The organism is Mycobacterium genavense ATCC 51234 (assembly GCF_000526915.1).
GTDB classification, from domain to species: Bacteria; Actinomycetota; Actinomycetes; order Mycobacteriales; family Mycobacteriaceae; genus Mycobacterium; species Mycobacterium genavense.
Genome location: NZ_JAGZ01000017.1, coordinates 26,736 through 48,650 on the forward strand (window position 1 = coordinate 26,736; position 21,915 = coordinate 48,650).

Here is a 21,915-nt window from a genome sequence, read left to right on the forward strand (position 1 = left end):
GAAAACTGTAATATGAGTGGCATGTCGGACACGCATGTCGTCACCAACCAGGTTCCACCGCTGGAAAACTACAACCCGGCTACCTCGCCGATGCTGGTCGAGGCCCTGATCCGCGAGGGCGGGCAGTGGGGCCTGGACGAGGTCCACGCGGTCGGGGCATTGTCGGCCAGTCAGGAGGCGCAGCGCTGGGGTGAACTCGCCGACCGCAATCGGCCGATCCTGCACACCCACGACCGCACCGGGCACCGGGTCGACGAGGTCGAGTACGACCCGGCCTACCACCAGTTGATGCGCGTGGCGATCGCGCACGGCATGCACGCCGCGCCGTGGGCCGACGACCGCCCGGGCGCGCACGTGGTGCGGGCCGCCAAGACCTCCGCGTGGAACGTCGAGCCGGGACACGTCTGCGCGATCTCGATGACCTACGCCGTCGTCCCGGCGCTGCGCTACAACCCCGAGCTGGCGGCCGTTTACGAACCGCTGCTGACCAGTCGCGAGTACGACCCGGAGCTCAAGCTGGCCACCACGAAGGCCGGCATCACCGCGGGCATGTCGATGACCGAGAAGCAGGGCGGCTCCGACGTGCGCGCCGGCACCACCCAGGCGACCCCCAACGGTGACGGCACCTACAGCCTGATCGGCCACAAATGGTTTACCTCGGCGCCGATGTGCGACATCTTCCTGGTCCTCGCGCAGGCACCGGGCGGGCTGTCGTGCTTCATGCTGCCGCGCATCCTGCCCGACGGCAGCCGCAACCGGATGTTCTTGCAGCGCCTCAAGGACAAGCTCGGCAACCACGCCAACGCCTCCAGCGAGGTGGAGTACGACGGCGCGATCGCCTGGCTGGTGGGCGAGGAGGGCCGCGGGGTGCCGACCATCATCGAGATGGTCAACCTCACCCGCCTGGACTGCACCCTGGGCAGCGCCACCAGCATGCGCACCGGCCTGACCCGCGCCATCCACCACGCGCAGCACCGAAAAGCCTTTGGCGCCTATCTGATTGACCAGCCGCTGATGCGCAACGTGCTGGCCGACCTGGCCGTCGAGGCCGAGGCCGCGACAATCGTCGCGATGCGGATGGCCGGTGCCACCGACAACGCGCTGCGCGGCGACGACAAGGAAGCGCTGCTGCGCCGGATCGGCCTGGCGGCCAGCAAGTACTGGGTGTGCAAGCGCTCCACCCCGCACGCCGCCGAGGCGCTGGAGTGCCTGGGCGGCAACGGCTATGTCGAGGAGTCGGGCATGCCGCGCCTGTACCGCGAGGCGCCGCTGATAAGCATCTGGGAAGGCTCCGGCAATGTCAGCGCGCTGGACACTTTGCGCGCCATGGCAACTCGGCCCGAATGCGTCGAGGTGCTGTTCGCCGAGCTGGGCGAGAGCGCGAGGCAGGATCCGCGATTGGGCAGCCACGTCGAACGGCTGCGGCAAGACCTCAGCGGCCTGGACACGATTCAGTATCGCGCCCGCAAGGTCGCTGAGGACATCTGCCTGGCGCTGCAGGGCTCGCTGCTGGTGCGTCACGGTCATCCCGCCGTCGCCGAGGCATTCCTGGCGACCAGGCTGGGCGGAGCGTGGGGCGGCGCGTTCGGCACCATGCCGACCGGGCTGGACCTGGCCCCCATCTTGGAGCGGGCACTCGTAAAGGGCTGAGCCGCAACGTGACACGCGCCGTCGACGATGCAGAGCGAAGCGATGAGGTGGGGGGCACCGCCCGCTTGCGGGGAAGAGCGGCGCCAGTGACACACGCGATCAGGCCGGTCGACTTCGACAACCTGAAGACGATGACCTACGAGGTCACCGACCGGGTTGCGCGGATCACCTTCAACCGACCGGAAAAGGGCAACGCGATCGTCGCGGACACCCCGCTGGAGGTCTCGGCGCTGGTCGAGCGGGCCGATCTGGACCCTGACGTGCACGTCATTCTGGTGTCCGGTCGCGGCGAAGGTTTTTGCGCGGGCTTCGATTTGTCCGCCTACGCCGACCGCACCGGCTCGGCGGGCGGCACCGGGGCGTACGCGGGCACCGTGCTCGACGGCAAGATCCAGGGCGTCAACCACCTGCCGAATCGCCCGTGGGACCCGATGATCGACTATCAGATGATGAGCCGATTCGTGCGCGGGTTTTCCAGCCTGATGCACGCCGACAAACCGACGGTGGTCAAGATCCACGGCTACTGTGTGGCCGGCGGCACCGACATCGCGCTGCATGCCGACCAGGTGATCGCCGCCGCCGACGCCAAGATCGGTTACCCGCCCACCCGGGTGTGGGGTGTGCCGGCGGCGGGCCTGTGGGCGCATCGACTCGGCGATCAGCGCGCCAAACGCCTTCTGTTCACCGGTGATTCGATCACCGGTGCGCAGGCCGCCGAATGGGGCCTGGCCGTCGAGGCGCCGGATCCGAAAGACCTCGACGAGCGCACCGAGCGGCTGGTGGCTCGCATCGCCGCGGTTCCGGTTAACCAGCTGATCATGGTCAAGCTGGCGCTGAATTCCGCTCTGCTGCAACAGGGTGTGGCCACCAGCCGGATGGTCTCCACGGTGTTCGACGGTGTCGCCCGGCACACGCAAGAGGGGCACGACTTCGTCGCCGACTCCGTCGAGCACGGCTTCCGCGAAGCGGTACGGCATCGCGACGAGCCGTTCGGTGACTACGGCCGCCGGGCCTCGCAGGTGTAATCATGCCGACCATGACGGCCCGGTCCGTGGTGCTGAGCGTGCTGCTCGGCGCCCACCCCGCCTGGGCGACCGCGGGCGACTTGATCAGGCTGACAGCAGATTTCGGTATCAAGGAGACGACGTTGCGGGTTGCGCTGACCCGCATGGTGGGCGCGGGCGACCTGATCCGGTCCGCCGACGGCTACCGGCTCTCGGATCGTCTGCTGGCCCGTCAGAGCCGACAGGACGAGGCGATTCGGCCGCCGACCCGGGCCTGGCACGGAGATTGGCACGTCGTGATCGTCACCAGTGTGGGCACCGATGCCCGCACCCGGGCCGCGCAGCGGGCCAGTATGTACCGCAAGCGTTTCGGTGAACTGCGCGAGGGTGTTTGGATGCGCCCCGACAACCTCGACCTTGACCTGGAGCCCGACGTTGCCGACCGGGTGCGGGTACTCAAGGCGCGTGACGACGCGCCCGAGCAGCTGGTCTCCGAGCTATGGGACCTGCCCGCGTGGGCGCAAGCCGGCGACCGGTTGCTCGACGAGATGGCCGATGCCGCCGATATTCCCGGCCGGTTTGTGGTGGCCGCCGCGATAGTGCGGCACCTGCTCACCGACCCGATGCTGCCTGCCGAACTGCTGCCCGACGACTGGCCGGGCGCGCGGCTGCGTAGCGTCTACCACGACTTCGCGACCGAACTGCTGGAGCGGCGCGACGCAACTCAACTTCTGGAGGCGAGATGAGTGATCCGGTGCGAGTAGAGCGTAAGGGTCCGGTGACCACGGTGATCCTGGACCGGCCGAACGCGCGTAACGCCGTGAACGGCCCGACGGCCGCCGCGCTGTACGCGGCGTTCGACGAATTCGACCGCGACGATTCCGCTTCGGTGGCCGTACTGTGGGGCGACGGCGGAACCTTCTGTGCGGGAGCCGATTTGAAAGCTTTCGGGACACCGGACGCCAACGCGATCCACACCACCGGGCCGGGCCCGATGGGCCCGTCTCGAATGGTGTTGTCCAAACCCGTGATTGCCGCAGTGAGCGGCTACGCCGTCGCGGGAGGGCTGGAGCTGGTCATCTGGTGCGATCTGCGGATGGCCGAAGAGGACGCCGTGTTCGGCGTGTTCTGCCGTCGCTGGGGAGTGCCACTGATCGACGGCGGCACCGTGCGGCTGCCGCGCCTGATCGGGCACAGCCGGGCGATGGACATGATCCTCACCGGCCGCGGGGTCAAAGCCGACGAGGCGCTCGCAATGGGACTGGCCAATCGCGTTGTCCCCAAAGGTGAAGCGCGACAAGCCGCCGAGCAGCTGGCTGCCGAATTGGCCGCCCTGCCGCAGCAGTGCCTGCGCGCGGACCGGCTTTCGGCGCTGCAGCAGTGGGGGTTGTCGGAGTCGGACGCGATCGACCAGGAATTCGCCAGCATCTGGATAGTTGCCTCGGAGGCCAACGAAGGGGCGGGGCGGTTCGCGGCCGGCGCGGGCCGGCACGGCGCGCCCGCCGGCTAGCCGGTCAGCCGCCCTTGTTGACGGTGTTGCCGGAGCCGAGTTTGTCCACCTTCGGTTCACCGTCCTTGTAGGTGATCGTGTTGTCGAGCCCGAGCACCGTGATGCGGGTGTCGACCTTGTCGATGGTGATCTTGTTGTTGGTCCCGCCGACGTTCACCGTCACGCAGCTGCCGGTCACGGTCAGGGTGTTGTTGGAACCGGCGACGTTCAGCGATTTGCCGCTGGCGCAGTCGAGCGTGGCCGTTGTCCCCATCGATCCGTAGTTCAGTGTGTTTCCGATTTCGACTGAGGCGGTGGTGCTTTCACCACTCGAAGTCGTGGGCGCCGCCGCGCCGGTTGTCGTCGTGGTGGTGGGTGCGCTGCTCTTGGTCGTCGCGCTCGGGTTCCCGGGCGGGTTGGCGGTCGAACTGCAACCGGCTAGCACCACAGCCGCCAGGGCGAGCGTCGCGAGCTTGGACGGACGGTCGGTGATGTGGACGCGCAAAATCCCCTCCTCGGTAGCGCAACTGCACCTCAGGCGGGCACCTGTTGCAGCCGATTGACCATGCCCAGTTCGCGGCCGCGATCCCAGAGGATCGGTGCGCCGTTGTGAAAGAAGACGGTCTGGTCGTAGCCGTACACCGTGATGTCGTGCGTGACCGAGTCCGCGATGATCGTGTTGCCCGACCCCATCACGGTCACCGCCCAGCAGTTGCCGAGCGCGTTGACGTAATTCCTGGTGCCGTTGACGATCAGCGTCGCGTTGTTGCAGTCCAGGGTCTGCTGGATGCCCTGCCCGGTGACGTGGGTGTCGCCGTTCTTGGCGTGCGCGGCCGGCGCCGCGGCCGCCATGGTGATGACACAGGTTGCAAGCGATCCGGCGACGGTTCTCCAATGCACCGCGGCCCCCTTCGCTCGGCATCTGTCTGGCGGGATCTGCTGGACTGAGCCTACGTGCATTGGCCTGCTCGATGGCAAATTTTTTCGACCCGGCCAACCGCGACCCGCCCCCGGTCCGTCCGAGGAGATCGGCGACTCCGTCAACTAGAGTCATTAGTTGACCTTCACCAACGACTGCAATCGAAGGGCGATCGCCATGGCAGTTCATCCGGAACAGCCGTCGGCGGCGGGGCGCCAACGTGGCATCAGATCCGGATCCCGGCCGGGGAAGCTGAGCCGAGACGGCATCGTCGACGGTGCGCTGACGTTTCTAGACCGGGAGGGCTGGGACTCGCTGACCATCAACGCGCTGGCGACGCAGTTGGGCACCAAGGGGCCGTCGCTCTACAACCACGTGGACAGCCTGGAGGACCTGCGCCGCGCGGTGCGGATCCGGGTCATCGACGACATCATCATGATGCTGAACCGCGTGGGGGAGGGACGTGAGCGCGACGACGCGGTGCTGGTCATGGCCGGCGCCTACCGCAGCTATGCCCATCACCACCCCGGCCGGTACTCGGCGTTCACCCGGATGCCGCTGGGCGGCGACGACCCCGAATACACCGCGGCGACCCGGGCCGCCGCCGCACCCGTGATCTCGGTGTTGACGTCCTACGGCCTCGACGGCGAACAGGCCTTTTTCGCGGCGCTCGAATTCTGGTCCGCGCTGCACGGGTTCGTGCTGCTGGAAATGACCGGCGTCATGGACGACATCGACACCGATGCGCTGTTCACCGAGATGGTATTACGGCTGGCAACGGGCCTGGACAGGCGCACCGCGCGGGGGGCCGCCGACTCGGACTGACAGCGGAGCGCGCGGCGGTGGCCGCCGCTTTGACCTGCCAGACCAGCGGCGGGTATTGTGGTGGCTCGTGCCTGGCGGCTTACGGCGCCTGACGTAAGGAAGTGGATGCCGGGCTAATTCGCATGTCCACCAAGCATCGGATATTTCCGGTGCTGAGCGGGTGCGACACACCCGGCCGCGGGGGTAGTGCGGCGGGGCAAAACTGCAGTACAGAGGCTTGACACAGAACGAAACACAGAAAGCCGGTAGATGCCAACCATTCAGCAGCTGGTCCGCAAGGGTCGCCGCGACAAGATCGCCAAGGTCAAGACCGCGGCCCTGAAGGGCAGCCCGCAGCGCCGTGGCGTATGCACCCGCGTGTACACCACCACTCCGAAGAAGCCGAACTCGGCGCTTCGGAAGGTCGCGCGCGTGAAGCTGACGAGCCAGGTCGAGGTCACCGCCTACATCCCGGGCGAGGGCCACAACCTGCAGGAGCACTCGATGGTGCTGGTGCGCGGTGGCCGGGTGAAGGACCTGCCCGGTGTGCGGTACAAGATTATCCGTGGTTCGCTGGACACCCAGGGGGTCAAGAACCGCAAGCAGGCTCGCAGCCGTTACGGCGCCAAGAAGGAGAAGAGCTGATGCCGCGCAAGGGGCCCGCGCCGAAGCGTCCGCTGGTCAACGACCCGGTTTACGGATCGCAGCTGGTGACCCAGCTGGTCAACAAGGTCCTGCTGCAGGGGAAGAAATCGGTCGCCGAGCGCATTGTCTATGGTGCGCTCGAGCAGGCTCGGGACAAGACCGGCACCGATCCGGTGATCACGCTCAAGCGCGCTCTCGACAACGTCAAGCCCGCCCTCGAGGTGCGCAGCCGCCGTGTCGGTGGTGCGACCTACCAGGTGCCGGTCGAGGTGCGGCCGGACCGGTCCACCACCCTGGCGCTGCGTTGGCTTGTCAGCTTCTCGCGGCAGCGCCGGGAGAAGACGATGATCGAGCGGCTGGCGAACGAGATCCTGGACGCCAGCAATGGCCTCGGGGCTTCCGTCAAGCGGCGCGAGGACACCCACAAAATGGCCGAGGCCAACCGCGCCTTTGCCCACTATCGCTGGTAGGCCGGCGCTAGGCGGCGAAACCGGCAGCGTGGCCGGGCGCAAACCGACAGCGAACTAACTACGCAATCGAAAGAGTGGGAAGACTTCTGTGGCACAGAAGGACGTGCTGACCGACCTGACCAAGGTCCGCAACATCGGCATCATGGCGCACATCGACGCCGGCAAGACGACGACGACGGAGCGCATCCTCTACTACACCGGTATCAGCTACAAGATCGGTGAGGTTCACGACGGCGCCGCCACCATGGACTGGATGGAGCAGGAGCAGGAGCGCGGAATCACCATCACCTCCGCGGCCACCACCTGCTTCTGGAACGACAACCAGATCAACATCATCGACACTCCCGGCCACGTCGACTTCACCGTCGAGGTGGAGCGCAGCCTGCGCGTGCTCGACGGTGCCGTTGCCGTGTTCGACGGCAAGGAGGGCGTCGAGCCGCAGTCCGAGCAGGTGTGGCGCCAGGCCGACAAATACGACGTCCCCCGGATCTGCTTCGTCAATAAGATGGACAAGATCGGCGCCGACTTCTACTTCTCCGTCAAGACGATGGAAGAGCGGTTGGGCGCCAACGTGATTCCGATCCAGCTGCCGGTCGGCTCCGAGGGTGACTTCGAAGGCGTCGTCGACCTGGTCGAGATGAAGGCCAAGGTGTGGAGTGCCGAGGCCAAGCTGGGCGAGAAGTACGACACCGTCGACATCCCGGCCGATCTGCAGGAGAAGGCCGACGAGTACCGCACCAAGCTGCTCGAGGCCGTCGCCGAGACCGACGAGGCGCTGCTGGAGAAGTATCTCGGCGGTGAGGAACTGTCGGTCGCCGAGATCAAGGGCGCCATCCGCAAGCTGACCATCAGCTCGGAGGCCTACCCGGTGCTGTGCGGCAGCGCGTTCAAGAACAAGGGTGTCCAGCCAATGCTGGACGCCGTCATCGACTACTTGCCCTCGCCGCTGGACGTGCCGCCGGCCATCGGCCACGCGCCGGGCAAAGAGGACGAGGAGATCACCCGCAAGCCGTCGACCGACGAGCCGTTCTCCGCGTTGGCGTTCAAGGTCGCCACACACCCGTTCTTCGGCAAGCTGACCTACATCCGGGTGTACTCCGGCAAGGTCGACTCCGGCAGCCAGGTCATCAACGCGACCAAGGGCAAGAAGGAGCGCCTCGGCAAGCTGTTCCAGATGCACTCCAACAAGGAGAACCCGGTGGAGACCGCCTCGGCCGGGCACATCTACGCGGTGATCGGCCTCAAGGACACCACCACGGGTGACACCCTGAGCGACCCGAACCAGCAGATCGTGCTCGAGTCGATGACCTTCCCCGACCCGGTGATCGAGGTGGCCATCGAGCCCAAGACGAAGAGCGACCAGGAAAAGCTGTCGCTGTCGATCCAGAAGCTCGCCGAAGAGGACCCCACCTTCAAGGTGCACCTGGACCAGGAGACCGGCCAGACCGTCATCGGCGGCATGGGCGAGCTGCACCTGGACATCCTGGTGGACCGGATGCGCCGCGAGTTCAAGGTCGAGGCCAACGTTGGCAAGCCCCAGGTGGCCTACAAGGAGACCATCCGGCGCGCGGCCAACAACGTCGAGTTCACCCACAAGAAGCAGACGGGTGGCTCGGGCCAGTTCGCGAAGGTGATCATCAACCTCGAGCCGTTCACCGGCGAGGACGGTGCGACCTACGAGTTCGAGAACAAGGTCACCGGTGGCCGCATCCCGCGCGAATACATCCCGTCGGTGGACGCGGGTGCCCAGGACGCGATGCAGTACGGCGTGCTGGCCGGCTACCCGCTGGTGAACCTGAAGGTCACCTTGCTCGACGGCGCCTACCACGAGGTTGACTCCTCGGAAATGGCGTTCAAGATCGCGGGGTCACAGGTGTTGAAAAAGGCTGCGCAGCAAGCCCAGCCGGTGATCCTCGAGCCGATCATGGCGGTCGAAGTGACCACACCCGAGGACTACATGGGTGACGTGATCGGCGACCTGAACTCTCGCCGTGGCCAGATCCAGGCCATGGAGGAGCGGGCGGGTGCGCGCGTCGTTCGGGCGCACGTGCCGCTGTCGGAGATGTTCGGCTATGTCGGCGACCTGCGGTCCAAGACTCAAGGCCGGGCGAACTACTCCATGGTGTTCGACTCGTATGCCGAAGTCCCGGCAAACGTCTCGAAGGAGATCATCGCGAAGGCGACGGGCGAGTGAACATCAGCTCGGAGTAACCTAGCCCGGTTACCACCGCGGCACTTACAACAACATCAACACTGCTTTTCAAAAGCACCAACAAGTCCAGGAGGACACAGAAGTGGCGAAGGCGAAGTTCGAGCGGACGAAGCCGCACGTCAACATCGGGACCATCGGTCACGTTGACCACGGCAAGACCACACTGACCGCGGCGATCACCAAAGTCCTGCATGACAAGTACCCGGACCTCAACGAGCCGCGCGCCTTCGACCAGATCGACAATGCGCCCGAAGAGCGTCAGCGTGGTATCACCATCAACATCTCCCACGTGGAGTACCAGACCGACAAGCGTCACTACGCCCACGTGGACGCCCCGGGGCACGCCGACTACATCAAGAACATGATCACCGGCGCCGCCCAGATGGACGGCGCGATCCTGGTGGTCGCCGCGACCGACGGCCCGATGCCGCAGACCCGCGAGCACGTGCTGCTGGCGCGTCAGGTCGGCGTGCCCTACATCCTGGTCGCGCTGAACAAGGCCGACATGGTCGACGACGAGGAGCTGCTCCAGCTCGTCGAGCTGGAGGTTCGCGAACTGCTGGCCGCCCAGGAATTCGACGAGGAGGCCCCGGTCATCCGCGTCTCGGCGCTCAAGGCGCTCGAGGGTGACGCGCAGTGGGTCAAGTCCGTCGAGGACCTGATGGACGCCGTCGACGAGTCGATTCCGGACCCGGTTCGCGAGACCGACAAGCCGTTCCTGATGCCCGTCGAGGACGTCTTCACGATCACCGGTCGTGGCACCGTGGTCACCGGCCGTGTCGAGCGCGGTGTGATCAACGTGAACGAGGAAGTCGAGATCGTCGGCATCAGGCCGACCAGCACCAAGACCACGGTCACGGGCGTGGAGATGTTCCGCAAGCTGCTGGACCAGGGCCAGGCCGGCGACAACGTCGGGTTGCTGCTGCGCGGTATCAAGCGTGAGGACGTCGAGCGCGGCCAGGTCGTGGTCAAGCCCGGCACCACCACTCCGCACACCGAGTTCGAGGGCAGCGTCTACATCCTGTCCAAGGACGAGGGCGGCCGGCACACGCCGTTCTTCAACAACTACCGTCCGCAGTTCTACTTCCGCACCACCGACGTGACCGGTGTGGTGACGCTGCCGGAGGGCACCGAAATGGTGATGCCCGGTGACAACACCAACATCTCGGTGAAGCTTATCCAGCCCGTCGCCATGGACGACGGTCTGCGGTTCGCGATCCGCGAGGGCGGCCGTACCGTCGGCGCCGGCCGGGTCGTCAAGATCATCAACTAGCTGCACAGGTCAAAGCCCGGACTCGCCGGTTTCGGCGGTCCGGGCTTTGAGCATTTCGTGCCCGCGGAAGCTGCACGACAGGTTTGCCAATTTCCGGTAAGACCTGTCGATGTCCAGTCTGAAATTGACGGTAGGGGTAGTTGACCGTCGCGGCCTGGCCGGGAGGTTCGGATGTCGTTCGTAAATGCGACGCCGGAGTATGTGGCGGCCGCGGCATCAGACCTGGCAAAAATCGGGGCCGCCATCAACTACGCCAACTCGGTGGCGTCGGGCGCGACGTCGGCGGTGCAGGCCGCCGGCGCCGACGCGGTGTCGGCGAGCATCTCGCACCTGTTCGGCGTTCACGCCGCGGCCTATCAGGCGATCAGCGCTCAGGGCAGCGCTGTTCCACCAGCAATTCGTCGAGCTGATGAGTGGTGGTGCGAACCAATACGCGGACACCGAGGCCATCAATGCGGCGCCGCTGGTGGCCGCACCGCAGGCCGTGCTGGGCGCGGCCAACGTGTCCGGCCAGGCGATGAGCTCGCAGCAATTCATCGGCGCCGCGGCGCAGGCGGGTGGCGTGGCGTCGGGGGTGCCGGCAGCGGCGACGGTGACCCCGATGGCGGCGACCACCTCGGTGGCGGCCGCTCCGGCGGGGTCGGTGGCGCAGGGTGACCCGGCCGCGGCGCCGCACGCGCAAACACCGGCGTACGCCCCGCTGGCGGCGGTGACGGCCGCGGCGGCAGCAACCACGGCAGCGGCGCCGGACGCGTCCAGCGTCGTAACCGCCTCGGCGGCCCCGGTGGACGCGGCAACCGCGGAACTCTCGTCGGCCACGATGCTGCCCGCGGCGATGCCGACCCCGTCGAATGAGCCGGCCCCGCCGCCCCCGTCGGCCACTGGCAAGGGCCGGCCGCCAACCCCGTCGCGCTGACTGTCCTGGCCCGATGCCCCGGACGCCGGTTATGGATCAGGCGCCCGCGTCGGGGCTAAATCTGACACGAACTTCCCGGCGAACCGAGGAGACACACGTGTTGGCGCGTTATGTGAAGACGCAGTCGGTGGTTTTGCTGTGTGGCGGTTTGGTCGGGCCGATCTTTCTGGTCGTCTATTTCACCCTCAACCTCGGCAACGTGCTGCAGTAAATGTTCTATGTCGGGACCGCTGATGGAGATCCTGCAGATCCTCAAGGACAACAACGTCCCGCTCAACCGGATGGTCGACATCCGGTCGAATCCGGCGCTGCGACAGCAGATCCAAGCGGTGGTGCGCCGGGCGGCCGAGCAGGCACCCGCGCCGCAAGGCGCCCCGGCCGGGGCGGGCTCCGTCGGCACACCCCCGCAGACCTCGATCGCCGAGCGGCTCCAGCAGCTCGAGACGCTGCGCGCCAGTGGCGCTTTGACCGACGAGGAGTACAGCGCGCGCCGGACCCAGATCATCTCGGAGATCTGAACCTGTCACCTAGAACACGTTTCAGTTTCGCTGCTAGCCGGTGATTCGGCGAAAGGGGCGTGCCGTGTCGGGACGTGACGGATCACTGCAGGGCCGGGTGGCCTTCATTACCGGTGCCGCCCGCGCGCAAGGGCGGGCGCACGCGGTGCGGCTGGCCCACGAGGGTGCCGACATCATCGCGCTGGACATCTGCGGGCCGGCCTCGAGCACGATCACCTACGCCCCGGCCACCCCCGAAGACCTCGACGAGACCGTCCGCCTGGTGGAAGCCGAGGGCCGCAAGATCCTGGCCCGCGCCGGCGACATTCGCGACGACCCCACCGTGCGCCAACTGGTGGCCGACGGCGTCGAGCAGTTCGGCCGCCTGGACATCGTGGTGGCCAACGCGGGTTTGCTGGGCTGGGGTCGGGTCTGGGAACTCTCCGACGAGCAGTGGGACACCGTGATCGGGGTCAACCTGACCGGCACCTGGCGCACTTTGCGCGCGGCGATTCCCGCGATGATCGAGGCCGGCAACGGCGGGTCGATCGTGATCGTGAGCTCGTCGGCCGGTCTGAAGGCCACGCCGGGCAACGGCCACTACTCGGCCAGCAAGTTCGGGCTGACCGCGCTGACCAACACCCTGGCGATCGAGCTCGGCGAGTACCACATCCGGGTCAACTCGATTCACCCGTACTCGATCGACACCCCGATGATCGAACCGGAAGCGATGATGGAGATCTTCGCCAAGCATCCCCGCTTCGTGCACAGCTTCCCGCTAATGCCGATGCAGTACAAGGGATTCATGGCGGCCGAGGAAGTTTCCGACGTCGTCGCGTGGTTGGCCGGCGACGGCGCGAGCACGGTGACCGGCATGCAGATCCCCGTCGATAAGGGTGCCCTAAAGTACTGACCGCCCCGCGTGCTAAGAACTCCACGTGAGCAATAACGGAATCGTCATCGTCGGGGGTGGGCTCGCCGCGGCCCGCGCGGCCGAGCAATTACGCCGGTCGGGATACACCGGGCCCGTCACGATCGTCAGCGACGAGGTCCACCTACCGTACGACCGGCCGCCGTTGTCCAAGGAAGTGCTGCGCAAAGAGGTCGACGACGTCGTCCTCAAGCCGCGTGAGTTCTACGACGAGAACGACATCACGCTGCGGCTCGGTGCGGCGGCCGCTGCCCTGGACACCGCCGCGCAGACCCTGACCCTTTCCGACGGAACGTCGCTGGGCTACGACGAGCTGGTGATCGCGACCGGGCTGGTCCCGCGGCGCATTCCGGCGTTCCCGGATCTCGACGGCATCCGGGTGTTGCGCTCGTTCGACGAGAGTTTGGCGCTGCGCCAGCACGCATCCGAGGCGCAGCACGCCGTGGTGGTCGGCGCCGGTTTCATCGGCTGCGAGGTCGCGGCCAGCCTGCGCACCCTGGGGGTCGACGTGGTGCTGGTGGAGCCGCAGCCGACGCCGCTGGCATCGGTGCTCGGTGAGCAGATCGGCGAGCTGGTGTCGCGGCTGCATCGCAGCGAAGGCGTCGACGTGCGCACCGGCATCGGCGTTGCCGAGGTGCGCGGTGAGGGTCGGGTCGACACCGTGGTGCTGTCCGATGGCACCGAGTTGGCGACCGACCTGGTGGTCGTCGGTATCGGATCGCGGCCGGCCACCGAGTGGCTGGAGGGCAGCGGCGTCGAGGTCGACAGTGTTGACAAAGGCGTTATGTGCGACGAGGCCGGACGCACCAGCGTGCCCAACGTGTGGGCGCTCGGAGACGTCGCCTCGTGGCGTTATGCGACGGGACATCAAGCGCGCGTGGAGCATTGGAGCAACGTGGCCGACCAGGCCCGAGTTATCGTGGCCGCGCTGCTCGGTCAAGAGGTCCCGTCTATCACGGTTGTGCCGTATTTCTGGAGCGACCAGTACGACGTCAAGATCCAGTGCCTGGGCGAGCCGGAAGCCACCGACATCGTGCACCTCGTCGAGGACGACGGACGGAAGTTCCTGGCTTACTACGAGCGGGACGGGGTGGTGGTCGGCGTGGTCGGCGGCGGTTTGCCGGGCAAAGTCATGAAGGCCCGCGGCAAAATCGCTGCCGCGACACCGATTTCGGAGATGCTAGGCTGACGCCCATGCCCCGGGTGGCGATACTCGACGACTACGCCGGCATGGCACTCGAGCTCGCCGACTGGTCGCCGGTGTCGAACCGATCCGAGATCACCGTCTTCGACCGGCATCTGTCCGAGGCGCAAGCAGCGGAGGTACTGCAGCCTTTCGACGTGATTTGCACGATGCGCGAACGGATGTCGTTGCCGCGCAAGCTGATCGAACGGCTGGAAAACCTGAAGCCGATCACGATCGTGGGCATGAGCCTGCCGACCCTGGACATGGCCGCGGCCAGAGAATCCGGTGTCCTGGTAGCACATTCCGATTTCGCCAACCCGCGATTCGCCGCGGTCCGCGACGCCACACCCGAACTCGCGTGGGGCCTGCTGATCGCGACGGTTCGCAATTTGGCCGACGAGCATCGCCGGATGCGCGACGGCGGGTGGCAGCGCAGCGTCGGAATGACGCTGGCCGGTAAGACGCTCGGGCTGCTGGGGCTGGGCAGGACTGGCAAGCGGATGGCCGAATACGGACGCGTCTTCGGCATGGAAGTCGTTGCGTGGAGCCAAAATCTGACCGAGCAGGCCGCGTGTGAGGTCGGCGCGCGCCGGGTCGAAAAGGCCGTGTTGTTCGAGCGTTCCGATGTGGTCTCCATCCACCTGGTGCTCTCCGAGCGGACGCGCGGTTTGGTCGGCGAACCCGAGCTGGCCCTGATGAAGCCGCACGCCTACTTGATCAACACGTCGCGGGGCCCGATCGTCGACGAGTCGGCGCTGATCTCGGCGCTGCGGGCCGGGCGCATCGCCGGAGCCGGCCTCGACGTCTTCGACATCGAACCCCCGGCGCCCGACCATCCGTTGCGGCAGCTGCCCAATGTGACGCTGTCGCCGCACCTCGGGTACGTCACCCGCGAGATGCTGGCCGCCTTCTATGCGGACACCGTCGAGACCGTGGCGGCCTGGCTGGACGGAACGCCCGTCCGGATCGCCAACCCCGAAGCTAGTGCCAGTTCACGGGTGGGCCATGCGGGTGGCATTCACCCAGAACCATGAGCTCGCCGCCCGGCCAGCGACGGGCGCGCACCAGAAACTTGACCGGACCGCCCGGGCCGTCGCGGGCCGGTTCCATCGTCACGTGCGCCAATGGTGCGGCGGCAGTGGCGCATTCGCCGAGCGCGGTGATCGCGGCGCGCACCGCCGTGCGTTCCGCCTGCGACAGGTACTGCCAGGTGATCGAATGCCACAACACGGTCAGCGCGCCCTCGGCCAGGGTCAGGCCGGCGACCGCGGCGCCGGCGTTTTGCCGCACCAGCTGTGCCGGCACCGCGCGGGCAACCGCGATGGCGGCCCGCAGCCGCGCCAGCCGGGCGGCCTGATCGGGCCAGACATAGCTCAATGCGGCCATCTCACCGTCGGCGCCGGTGACGTCCAAGGGCGCGATGTCGAACCCCCGCCGTTCGACGATCCGCACCGACCCGGCCGGCGGCATACGGCCGTGCCACGCGTCGTCGATGACCACCGCCGCGCCGGCCGGCCCCCACTGGCCGCCGTCGTAGCGGTAGCGGTACCGGTCGGCGCGCAGGTTCAACCCGGCGCTCGAACCGACCTAGAAAAGCCGTATCGGGGAATTGATTTCGTGATTGACACACAGTAACGCGCCGATCAGCGCGGCGGCTCGGCCGACCTCGTTGGTTTGCGGTGGCTGCTTTAGCGCAGCACGCAGCGACTCGGCGTGTTGAGCCGCGGCGAGGCTGATCTCGGGCCACGCGGCGTCGGCGTCCCAGCTGCCGCCGGTGCTGGGATACCAGCGGCGCAACACCGCTGCCCGCCCGTCGAGCACCAACCGGTGCAAACCGCCCAGCAGCCGCAGCGGTACCGCGTCGCGCGGCGGATCGTCCTCGTGGCCGGACAAGATCGCCGCAAAAATGCCGCCCGCCTCGACGTCGCGGGCCACCAGCTCGAACAGCTCGTCGTACATGGTGGAGCCGCGGGCGCCGCAGAACCGTCCTTGCGACCGCAGCGTGTGCAGCAGGTGTCCGGCGTCGGCGGTCATGGTTTGAGATTGTTCAGCCCCGCGCCGACGAGATCGAAGGCGTTGCCCAGCGCCGCCCGCAGCGTGACGGATTCGTCGCGCAGCCAGTGCTCGTAGGCCGACAGCGCGACCCCGAGCAGGGTCCAGGCGACGGTCTGGGGCGCCAAGTCGGTTGTCTTGGCTCCCGAGCGCCGGGCGACGAACTCCGCGATCACCTCGCGCCAGCCGGCGTACATCGTCATCGAATACGCCTGCAGTTCGGCGGTCTGCAGGATCACCCGCATCCGCTGGCGGTGCCGGACGGTCTCGGAGTCGTCAAAGGTGTTGAACGCCAACAGCGCTTCCCGCAGCGCATCGCCCAGCCGGACGCGCGGACCGACCGCGTCGAGCAGCTCGCGCAGCCGGGCCAGGTGGCTGTCGAAGTCGCCCCAAAGGATGGCGTTTTTGGAGGCGTAGTAGCGGAACAGCGTGCGCCGCGAAATCCCGGCCGCTTGCGCGACGTCGTCGACACTCACCTCGGCAAAACCCCGGGCGGTGAACAACGCGATGGCGACGTCGGTGATGTGCCCCGGCGTCGTCGAGCGGCGCCGGCCGACCCGCGACTGCGCAAGCATCAGACCCACCCTTCCATTTCGGCACTCGATGCCATATTCTGACGACGATTGTGACAAGATCGACCATCGTTGTCGAGACCGTAGGAGAGGCAATTCATATGGACCGCGAGATCGAAACCGACGCCGAGCTGGTTACCGAGACTCTGGTTGAAGAGGTGTCCATCGACGGAATGTGCGGAGTCTACTGACCGTGCCGGCGCCCGCGCAGGCGCGACCGACCCAAAGCCGGTTCGACCCTGATCGCGGTTGGCGATTGCACCCACAGGTCGCGGTTCGACCCGAACCGTTCGGCGCCCTGCTCTATCACTTCGGCACCCGCAAGCTTTCATTTCTGAAGAACCGCACCATCCTTGCGGTGGTGCGGTCGCTGGCCGATCATCCCGACGTTTGGTCGGCGCTGCGGGCCGGGGGCGTCGACGACTCCGAGCAGGGGCCGTACCTGCACGCGCTTGGTGTACTCGTCGATTCCCGCATGCTGGTGCCCCAGGAGGACCATCAATGACTGCCCTTTCCCAAGCCGCCGTACCACGGCTCATCGAGCAGTTCGAGCACGGGTTGGACGCTCCCATCTGCCTGACCTGGGAACTCACCTACGCCTGCAACCTGGCCTGCGTGCACTGCCTTTCCTCGTCGGGCAAGCGCGACCCACGCGAGCTGTCCACCCGCCAGTGCATGGACATCATCGACGAGCTGGAACGCATGCAGGTGTTCTACGTCAACATCGGCGGCGGGGAACCCACTGTGCGACCTGACTTTTGGGAGTTGGTCGACTACGCCACCGCCCACCATGTCGGGGTGAAGTTCTCGACCAACGGAGTGCGCATCACCCCCGAGGTCGCCGCCCGACTGGCGGCCAGCGATTACGTGGATGTCCAGATCTCGCTGGACGGCGCCACCGCCGAGGTCAACGACGCGGTCCGCGGGCCCGGGTCGTTCGCGATGGCGGTGCGTGCGCTGGAAAACCTCGCCGCGGCCGGGTTCAAAGACGCCAAGATCACCGTCGCGGTCACCCGGCACAACGTCGACCAGCTCGACGAATTCGACGCCCTGGCAAGCCGTTACGGCGCGACGCTGCGGATCACCCGGCTGCGGCCCTCGGGGCGCGGGGCGGATGTCTGGGAGGACCTGCACCCCACCGCCGCCCAGCAGGTCGCGCTCTACGACTGGCTGGTTGCCAAGGGCGAGCGGGTGCTCACCGGCGACTCCTTCTTCCACCTGGCCCCACTCGGTGCCTCCGGCGCGCTGTCCGGCCTGAACATGTGCGGAGCCGGCCGGGTGGTGTGCCTGATCGACCCGGTGGGCGACGTGTACGCCTGCCCGTTCGCCATCCACGAGCGCTTCCTGGCCGGAAACGTGTTGTGCGACGGCGGTTTCGACAACGTCTGGAAGAACGCCCCGCTCTTCCGCGAGCTGCGAGAGCCGCAATCGGCGGGCGCCTGCGGCAGCTGCGGACATTACGACAGCTGCCGGGGCGGGTGCATGGCGGCCAAATTCTTCACCGGTCTGCCGATGGACGGGCCGGATCCCGAATGCGTCCAGGGGCACAGCGAATCCGCGTTGGCCCGTGACCGGCAGACGCCGCGCCCGCGTGCCGACCACTCGCGCGGACAACAGGTGCGCCAGCCAGTGCCGCTGACCCTGTCGGTGCGGCCGCCGCAGCAACCACCGGCGGGGCTGTGTAATGAAAGCCCGGTCTAGCGATGGCCGACGAATGGTTCGAAACAGTCGCCATTGCTCAGCAGCGCGCCAAGCGCCGGTTGCCGAAATCCGTTTATTCATCCTTGCTTGCGGCTAGCGAAAAAGGAATTACGGTCTCCGACAACGTCGAAGCTTTCGGTGAACTCGGTTTCGCACCGCATGTGGTAGGTGCACAGGAAAAGCGTGAATTATCGACCACCGTTATGGGACAAGACATTTCCATGCCGGTGCTGATCTCGCCGACCGGCGTCCAGGCCGTCGACCCCGACGGCGAGGTCGCCGTCGCGCGGGCCGCCGCGGCACGGGGAACGGCGATGGGTCTGTCCTCGTTCGCCAGCAAGCCGATCGAGGAAGTGATCGCGGCAAACTCCAAGCTGTTCTTCCAGGTGTACTGGTTGGGCGGGCGCGACGCGATCGCCGAGCGGGTGGAGCGGGCTCGCGCGGCCGGCGCGGTCGGCTTGATCGCCACCACCGACTGGTCCTTCTCGCACGGGCGTGACTGGGGCAGCCCGAAGATTCCCGAAGAGATGAACCTGCGGACCATCCTGCGGTTGTCCCCGGAGGCGGCCTTCAAGCCCCGGTGGTTGTTGAAGTGGGCGAAGACCATGCATCCGCCGACGCTGTCGGTGCCGAACCAGGCCCGCCGCGGCGAGACCGGTCCGCCCTTCTTTCAGGCCTACAGGGAATGGATGGGCACGCCACCGCCGACCTGGGAAGACATCGCCTGGCTGCGCGAGCTGTGGGGCGGGCCGTTCATGCTCAAGGGCATCATGCGCGTCGACGATGCGAAAAGGGCTGTGGATGCCGGTGTTTCGGCGATATCGGTGTCGAACCACGGCGGCAACAACCTGGACGGGACACCCGCATCGATCCGGGCCCTGGCCCCGGTGGCGGCCGCGGTCGGCGACCAGGCCGAGGTGTTGCTGGACGGCGGCATCCGACGCGGCAGCGACGTGGTGAAGGCCGTGGCCTTGGGGGTACGGGCGGTGATGATCGGCCGTGCCTATCTGTGGGGGCTGGCCGCCAATGGTCAAGCCGGCGTCGAGAACGTTCTCGACATCCTGCGTGGCGGCATCGACTCGGCGCTCATGGGGCTGGGGCACGCCTCGGTGCACGATTTGTGCCCGGACGACATTCTGGTGCCGGACGGCTTCACCCGGGCACTCGGCGTTCCTCCGGCCGGGCCGGCGTAGTCGATCTCGGCGGCGCCCGAGTTAATCCTCAGCATGCTGGGTGGCTTTGCCGCAATTCGCTGCTGGGAGGGGGCGTCGCAGCCCGTCGCAACGCCGCCGAAATCCCGCGGATGAGGGATTGCGAGCGAAAATCGACGTGTGCGAAAATTGTGATACGCGCGTGGCAACCGTGACGGACGAGCCGAATTTCGGCGCCCCGATGAACAGCCCAGAAAAAATTAACTTTGAACGCTCAACAATTGGTGCACGCCAGGTGAATTCGGCCTACCATCACCGAGTGCCCGTACTCGGCGAATTAGGAGCTGCGACGTCGAGCGAGCTATATCCCACCTCGCCGTCGATAATGACCCCGCTGGGGTCCACCGAGCAACATGGTCCGCACCTGCCGTTGGACACCGACACCCGGATCGCGACAGCGGTCGCGAAGGGCGCCCAGGCAAGCCTCGAGCAGGCATGGTTGGTCGCGCTGGCTATCGCCTACGGCGCCAGCGGCGAGCACCAGAGCTTCCCCGGGACGATCTCCATCGGCACCGACGCCCTGACCACGCTGCTGGTCGAGTACGGCAGGTCGGCCGGCTGCTGGACCCAGCGCCTGGTCTTCGTCAACGGCCACGGCGGCAACGCGGAGGCGCTGCACCGCGCCGTGACCACACTACGCACCGAGGGTCGCGACGTCGCCTGGTGCCCCTGCGCCACAGCCGGCGCCGACGCGCATGCCGGTCATACCGAAACATCGGTGTTGCTGCATATCTCGCCGTCCGAGGTGCTGACCGACCGCTGGCTCGCCGGGAATCGGGCACCGCTGCCCGAGTTGCTCCCGACGATGCGCACCGGTGGCGTCGCGGCGGTCAGCCCCGTCGGGGTTTTGGGGGACCCGACCACTGCCACCGCGGCCGACGGCAAGCGCATCTTCTCCGAGATGGTCGACGGTTGCGTGCGCCGGATCGTGCGTTGGGTGCCCGGCCCCGACGGGATGCTGACATGAGTCAGCCTCGACTGCCGGACGGGTTCGCCGTACAGGTCGACCGCCGGGTGCGGGTGCTCGGTGACGGCTCGGCGTTGCTGGGCGGGTCACCGACCCGACTGCTCAAGCTCGCTCCCGCCGCCCAGGACATGCTCTCCGATGGCCGGCTGAAGGTCCGCGACGACGTCAGCGCCCAGCTGGCCCGCACCCTGCTGGACGCCACCGTCGCCCACCCCCGCCCCGCCGGCGGCCCGTCGCACCGCGACGTCACCGTGGTGATCCCGGTGCGGGACAACGTTTCTGGCGCACGACGGCTGGTAAGCTCGCTGCGCGGGCTGCGCGTGATCGTGGTGGACGACGGCTCGGTGTCGCCGATCGAGGCCGAAGACTTCGCCGGCACGCACTGCGACATCGAGGTGTTGCACCACCCGCGCAGCAAGGGGCCCGCGGCGGCACGTAACACCGGGCTGGCGGCATGCACCACCGACTTCGTCGCGTTCATGGACTCCGACGTGTCGCCGCGCCGGGGTTGGCTGGAAGCGCTGCTCGGCCACTTCTGCGACCCGACCGTGGCCCTGGTGGCCCCGCGCATCGTGGGCCTGGCGCACAGCGAGAACGTGGTGGCCCGGTACGAGGCGGTGCATTCTTCGCTGGACCTGGGGCAGCGCGAGGCGCCGGTGCTGCCGCACAGCACGGTGTCCTACGTGCCCAGCGCGGCCATTATCTGCCGCCGCTCGGCCATCTGCGAGGTCGGCGGGTTCGACGAGACCATGCAGTCCGGCGAGGACGTCGACCTGTGCTGGCGGCTGATCGAGGCGGGCGCGCGGCTGCGCTACGAGCCCATCGCGCTGGTCGCGCACGATCACCGCACCCAATTGCGGGATTGGCTCGCGCGCAAGGCATTCTACGGCGGTTCCGCGGCCCCGCTGTCGGTGCGCCACCCCGACAAGACCGCCCCGGTGGTGATCTCCGGATGGGCGCTGATGGCCTGGATCCTGATGGCGCTCGGCACCAGCCTGTCGCAGCTGGCATCGATCGTGATCGCAGTCCTGACCGGGCGGCGCATCGCCAGGGCGATGCGCAGCGCCGATACCGCCTTCTCCGATGTCGTGGTGATCGCGTCCCGCGGTTTGTGGTCGGCGGCGCTGCAGCTGGCCTCGGCCATCTGCCGGCACTACTGGCCGGTGACGTTGCTCGCGGCCATCGTGTCGCGGCACTGTAGACGCGTCATCGTCGTCGCGGCCGTGATGGACGGTGTCGTCGACTGGCTGCGCCGCCGGGACGCCACCGGCGACGAGGCCGAGCCGATCGGGTTGCTGACGTATTTGGTGCTCAAGCGCGTCGACGATCTCGCCTACGGCCTCGGGCTGTGGTGGGGCGTGGTCCGCGAACGCAACCTGCGTGCGCTCAAGCCACAAATCCGGAGCTAGCCGCCGC

General features: G+C 67.3%; 22 protein-coding genes and 3 pseudogenes. 21 read left to right on the forward strand and 4 right to left on the reverse strand.

Annotated elements, in window-relative coordinates:
• Positions 1–21: 21 nt before the first annotated feature.
• The 4 genes from T428_RS0123315 (at position 22) to T428_RS0123330 (ending at position 4,164) form a co-directional block, all read left to right on the forward strand.
• The gene (locus tag T428_RS0123315) at positions 22–1,650 is read left to right on the forward strand and encodes an acyl-CoA dehydrogenase family protein (protein WP_025738350.1); all 1,629 of its coding nucleotides are present in this window, start codon (positions 22–24) and stop codon (positions 1,648–1,650) included.
• Between the two features lie 86 nt (positions 1,651–1,736).
• Positions 1,737–2,675 (forward strand): crotonase/enoyl-CoA hydratase family protein, encoded by a 939-nt coding sequence (locus T428_RS0123320; protein ID WP_025738351.1) that lies wholly within the window; start codon positions 1,737–1,739, stop codon positions 2,673–2,675.
• 2 nt (positions 2,676–2,677) lie between these two features.
• Positions 2,678–3,400, forward strand: coding sequence for a PaaX family transcriptional regulator C-terminal domain-containing protein (locus T428_RS0123325; RefSeq protein ID WP_025738352.1), 723 nt, complete (start codon positions 2,678–2,680; stop codon positions 3,398–3,400).
• Positions 3,397–4,164 carry a crotonase/enoyl-CoA hydratase family protein gene (locus T428_RS0123330; protein WP_025738353.1) on the forward strand — a complete coding sequence of 256 codons (768 nt, stop codon included), beginning with the start codon at positions 3,397–3,399 and terminating at the stop codon, positions 4,162–4,164. The genes T428_RS0123325 and T428_RS0123330 overlap by 4 nt, the downstream gene beginning before the upstream one ends.
• Before the next feature lie 4 nt (positions 4,165–4,168).
• Here T428_RS0123330 and T428_RS0123335 read toward each other — a convergent pair whose 3' ends face one another.
• Positions 4,169–4,648 carry a DUF3060 domain-containing protein gene (locus T428_RS0123335; RefSeq protein WP_025738354.1) on the reverse strand — a complete coding sequence of 160 codons (480 nt, stop codon included), beginning with the start codon at positions 4,646–4,648 and terminating at the stop codon, positions 4,169–4,171.
• 29 nt (positions 4,649–4,677) lie between these two features.
• Complete coding sequence (locus T428_RS0123340) at positions 4,678–5,043, reverse strand: DUF3060 domain-containing protein (RefSeq protein ID WP_025738355.1); 366 nt, start codon at positions 5,041–5,043, stop codon at positions 4,678–4,680.
• Positions 5,044–5,239: 196 nt separating this feature from the next.
• On the opposite strand from T428_RS0123340, the gene T428_RS0123345 reads away from it, so the two are divergent.
• The 11 genes and pseudogenes from T428_RS0123345 to T428_RS30520 all read left to right on the forward strand — a co-directional run bounded on the left by T428_RS0123345 (position 5,240) and on the right by T428_RS30520 (position 15,030).
• Positions 5,240–5,887 (forward strand): TetR/AcrR family transcriptional regulator, encoded by a 648-nt coding sequence (locus T428_RS0123345; protein ID WP_025738356.1) that lies wholly within the window; start codon positions 5,240–5,242, stop codon positions 5,885–5,887.
• 249 nt (positions 5,888–6,136) lie between these two features.
• Positions 6,137–6,511 (forward strand): 30S ribosomal protein S12, encoded by a 375-nt coding sequence (rpsL, locus tag T428_RS0123350; RefSeq protein WP_007167812.1) that lies wholly within the window; start codon positions 6,137–6,139, stop codon positions 6,509–6,511.
• Positions 6,511–6,981 (forward strand): 30S ribosomal protein S7, encoded by a 471-nt coding sequence (rpsG, locus tag T428_RS0123355; RefSeq protein ID WP_025738357.1) that lies wholly within the window; start codon positions 6,511–6,513, stop codon positions 6,979–6,981. Before rpsL ends, rpsG begins: the two co-directional genes overlap by 1 nt.
• Before the next feature lie 88 nt (positions 6,982–7,069).
• Positions 7,070–9,175, forward strand: a complete 2,106-nt coding sequence (fusA, locus tag T428_RS0123360) for an elongation factor G (RefSeq protein ID WP_025738358.1) — start codon at positions 7,070–7,072, stop codon at positions 9,173–9,175.
• 100 nt (positions 9,176–9,275) lie between these two features.
• A complete protein-coding gene (tuf, locus tag T428_RS0123365) occupies positions 9,276–10,466 on the forward strand; it encodes an elongation factor Tu (protein ID WP_025738359.1) in 1,191 nt (396 codons plus the stop codon).
• 171 nt (positions 10,467–10,637) lie between these two features.
• Positions 10,638–10,793 (forward strand): annotated as a pseudogene (locus T428_RS35135) (PE family protein); the annotation flags it as partial.
• 82 nt (positions 10,794–10,875) lie between these two features.
• Positions 10,876–11,382 (forward strand): hypothetical protein, encoded by a 507-nt coding sequence (locus tag T428_RS35575; protein ID WP_051465337.1) that lies wholly within the window; start codon positions 10,876–10,878, stop codon positions 11,380–11,382.
• Between the two features lie 221 nt (positions 11,383–11,603).
• Positions 11,604–11,900, forward strand: a pseudogene (locus T428_RS0123380) (SHOCT domain-containing protein); the annotation flags it as partial.
• Between the two features lie 64 nt (positions 11,901–11,964).
• Entirely contained in the window at positions 11,965–12,792 is an 828-nt protein-coding gene (locus T428_RS0123385; protein ID WP_025738361.1) for a mycofactocin-coupled SDR family oxidoreductase, read from the forward strand.
• 25 nt (positions 12,793–12,817) lie between these two features.
• Positions 12,818–13,999, forward strand: coding sequence for an NAD(P)/FAD-dependent oxidoreductase (locus T428_RS0123390; protein ID WP_025738362.1), 1,182 nt, complete (start codon positions 12,818–12,820; stop codon positions 13,997–13,999).
• A 5-nt stretch (positions 14,000–14,004) separates the two neighbouring features.
• On the forward strand, positions 14,005–15,030 hold the full coding sequence (locus tag T428_RS30520) for a D-2-hydroxyacid dehydrogenase family protein (RefSeq protein WP_051465338.1): 1,026 nt from the start codon (positions 14,005–14,007) through the stop codon (positions 15,028–15,030).
• Here T428_RS30520 and T428_RS30525 read toward each other — a convergent pair.
• Positions 14,978–16,030: pseudogene (locus tag T428_RS30525) on the reverse strand (DUF2332 domain-containing protein). The gene T428_RS30520 and the pseudogene T428_RS30525 overlap by 53 nt on opposite strands.
• Positions 16,027–16,623 (reverse strand): mycofactocin system transcriptional regulator, encoded by a 597-nt coding sequence (gene mftR, locus T428_RS0123405; RefSeq protein WP_025738364.1) that lies wholly within the window; start codon positions 16,621–16,623, stop codon positions 16,027–16,029. The pseudogene T428_RS30525 and the gene mftR overlap by 4 nt, the downstream one beginning before the upstream one ends.
• 98 nt (positions 16,624–16,721) lie before the next feature.
• Here mftR and mftA point away from each other — a divergent pair, with 98 nt between their 5' ends.
• From mftA to mftF, 6 genes are all read left to right on the forward strand, one after another.
• Positions 16,722–16,811 carry a mycofactocin precursor MftA gene (mftA, locus tag T428_RS30530; protein ID WP_036466690.1) on the forward strand — a complete coding sequence of 30 codons (90 nt, stop codon included), beginning with the start codon at positions 16,722–16,724 and terminating at the stop codon, positions 16,809–16,811.
• Positions 16,796–17,125, forward strand: coding sequence for a mycofactocin biosynthesis chaperone MftB (gene mftB / locus T428_RS0123415; protein WP_211244005.1), 330 nt, complete (start codon positions 16,796–16,798; stop codon positions 17,123–17,125). The genes mftA and mftB overlap by 16 nt, the downstream gene beginning before the upstream one ends.
• Positions 17,122–18,321 carry a mycofactocin radical SAM maturase gene (gene mftC, locus T428_RS0123420; protein WP_025738366.1) on the forward strand — a complete coding sequence of 400 codons (1,200 nt, stop codon included), beginning with the start codon at positions 17,122–17,124 and terminating at the stop codon, positions 18,319–18,321. The genes mftB and mftC overlap by 4 nt, the downstream gene beginning before the upstream one ends.
• Positions 18,322–18,323: 2 nt before the next feature.
• Complete coding sequence (gene mftD, locus T428_RS0123425) at positions 18,324–19,514, forward strand: pre-mycofactocin synthase MftD (protein ID WP_025738367.1); 1,191 nt, start codon at positions 18,324–18,326, stop codon at positions 19,512–19,514.
• A 253-nt stretch (positions 19,515–19,767) separates the two neighbouring features.
• Complete coding sequence (mftE, locus tag T428_RS0123430) at positions 19,768–20,499, forward strand: mycofactocin biosynthesis peptidyl-dipeptidase MftE (RefSeq protein ID WP_025738368.1); 732 nt, start codon at positions 19,768–19,770, stop codon at positions 20,497–20,499.
• Positions 20,496–21,908, forward strand: coding sequence for a mycofactocin biosynthesis glycosyltransferase MftF (gene mftF / locus T428_RS0123435; protein WP_025738369.1), 1,413 nt, complete (start codon positions 20,496–20,498; stop codon positions 21,906–21,908). Before mftE ends, mftF begins: the two co-directional genes overlap by 4 nt.
• Positions 21,909–21,915 lie beyond the last annotated feature (7 nt).